This window comes from Vibrio splendidus 12E03, assembly GCF_000272105.2.
Lineage (GTDB): Bacteria > Pseudomonadota > Gammaproteobacteria > Enterobacterales > Vibrionaceae > Vibrio > Vibrio splendidus_I.
Genome location: NZ_AJZD02000291.1, coordinates 1 through 2,414, shown reverse-complemented (window position 1 = coordinate 2,414; position 2,414 = coordinate 1). Strand labels below are relative to the sequence as shown.

General features: G+C 38.1%; 3 protein-coding genes. All 3 read right to left on the bottom strand.

All coding sequences use genetic code 11. The annotated features are described in order from the left end of the window. Window positions 1-470: 470 nt before the first annotated feature. Window positions 471-1,202, bottom strand: a complete 732-nt coding sequence (locus A142_RS18070; RefSeq protein ID WP_019820751.1) for a hypothetical protein — start codon at window positions 1,200-1,202, stop codon at window positions 471-473. Between the two features lie 575 nt (window positions 1,203-1,777). Then, complete coding sequence (locus A142_RS18065; RefSeq protein WP_019820750.1) at window positions 1,778-2,182, bottom strand: hypothetical protein; 405 nt, start codon at window positions 2,180-2,182, stop codon at window positions 1,778-1,780. A 4-nt stretch (window positions 2,183-2,186) separates the two neighbouring features. Continuing rightward, on the bottom strand, window positions 2,187-2,414 hold a 228-nt coding region (locus A142_RS18060; RefSeq protein ID WP_032545333.1), incomplete at its 5' end, for a GlyGly-CTERM sorting domain-containing protein.

The window sequence follows — 2,414 nt, the reverse complement described above, 5'->3', positions numbered from 1 at the left end:
GTACCTTTAGTACTTCTCTCAAGTACCTTTTTTTTAAGAAATCCTAGTAAAATCAACAGTTTACATGGTATTTTGCACTTTATTCTATATTTTAACACTATAAAAAAACCATCAAAACCCCCCTAAAAATGGGGGGCGGTAACTGTATAAATATACAGTTAAATAAACTGACGCGCTACGCTTGTCTGACACTCAGAGTCACAAATTTGTGGACAATTTCCGCAAGCGGAAAACGCTGATCGCTTTGACGCACAGATTTGCACCTCTAAGCGTCTTTATCGATCTAAATGGTACATAGGTATAAGTTTTTTGTTTTTGACGCGCTACAAGCGTTTTGAGGGGCTTACAGAGGCTATGACGAGCTGCGCGAGGAGTAATTAAACGAGCGCAGCGAATTGAGGTAGTGAAGCTAACTAGGATTTTGCCTTGCGTGAGGAAGACTTAAAGCAAGTAGGGTGTTGATTCGCATCCTAAAGAATATCTTCTTGAGATGAAAAGAAAAAACGTTCTTCTAACTTCGTTATTTCTTCTCGATTTCTACATAGATCATATTTTAATTTATTAAATATTGTTTCGATTCGTTTAACTGCTGCTTCATTTTTCATAACATAAGCAACAGCAAATACTTTACTTTCCTTTATTCCCTGTACGTATTCATACCAGATTTTCCAATATCTCTTCCGATCTTTTAAAGAAAGCTCCGTTTCTAAAATGATTGCTTCTAAACGATCATCAATTTTATAAAAAATAACTCCATCTGGTCGATGGTTGAATTTGATGATTTTTTCGTATTTTTTTAAATTTCCAAATTCAGTATTTACAACTTCACTTCCTTTGAAGCGACGACTATATGCTGACATCACTCGTTGATTTACTAACGTGTGATTTATTGTTCGCAAGCTAACACTCCCTTTTTGAAATGGTTGATGATCATCAATAAAATTGTCAGTTGCATCTATTCCTTTTTTTGTAATACCAAAAAGGACCACTTTAGTGTGCTCATCTTGTAGAGTTTCTTTACGAACTAAACCTTCATAGCAAAGCTTTTTCAAAATCCTAGACGATGTGGCTGAACTCTTATGCTTTAATTCATAAGCAATGTTTTTTAAACTTGAGTATCGATGCAACAGTAAAAAGTTAAGAATATTTGTTCTGTTTGTTTCGTGCTTTTCTTTTCGTTTTACAGCGTCAGCTATCAACATAATTTGCAACTCTCCTTGGCAGCATAGTATGGCAAATTAGTATAGCCGAATATTGTTGCCGAGAGTAGATGCCAATGATAAACAAAAAACACAAAAGAAAAGAGCAGCTTAGAAACCATGTTTCTAAGACCTTGTGGGCGTATCGCTACGCGAGACCAACCCCTTCTGCAAAACGAAATAGTCGCCTACTCTGTATTCTCCTTTTCTATTACGCAAAAGAGGTTGGTCTCGCCTTGCTCAACGCCCACAAGGTCAAAAGCATAAGCTAAAATTTATCAATTAAATCCCCGCGGAGGGGGAACGCTGAACGCGATTGAAATTCCTTAACGCTTACTAGAGCACTTCCAAACACAACATAACAATTGAACCCCTCAGAGGGGGCGCTCGTCGCGATTGATATTGCATTGGAAAGCTTACGTACTGAATTGCTCAACTGGAAGGGATGGAATCCCAAATGTTCCAAGTTGTTCTATTCAGCACGCATAAAAAAAGCCACCTTGCGGTGACTTTTCATTCGTGGCCAACATAGACGTTCTTGTCTATGCTGCAGCAATTATTTTTGCCAACAGATTGCTTTAGCTGATACGGCACAACCACCACAACTTGGACGACCTGATGTTAATTTCCAATAACCAAGAATCTTGATAAACATCCGCAGTAGTTCCTTTTAAACCACGTCCATAATACCCACTAACTCCATTTAATGAGCACATCCAACCCGATATTGGCTTGAGTGTTTTAGTGATAACCGATGTACTTTCTGGTCCTGTCGAATATTCAACAACAGTATTACTTCCACTCGTATCATTTGCTCGAAGTGGACTACTGTGCCGAGCCATATGGGCAGCATTATTGGCTAAGTCTCGCGCTCGTTTCGGTGCATCGGCCGCGTACACATCATCCAATGTCACTTTTGCTGATATAGATAATGAAGTAAAAATAGATGTTAAAATAAAAATCAACCCTACTATGTTTCTCATAAATTTATTTCCTTTTTAAAATAAGAATAATAAGGGCAAATAAGCCCCAAAAATTTAGTGAGCCACCACTACTTCCGTGGCTTGGGTTTGGTGTTGGTTGGGTTGGTGTTTTTGTTGGATTGATATTAATTACTTCATCAGTGGTTAGATGAAACTGACCAGTACCGGTCACATTGAGTTCATACGTACATGTCTCGAAAGCATTAATCGTTGGTAAGGTTTGACATGTACC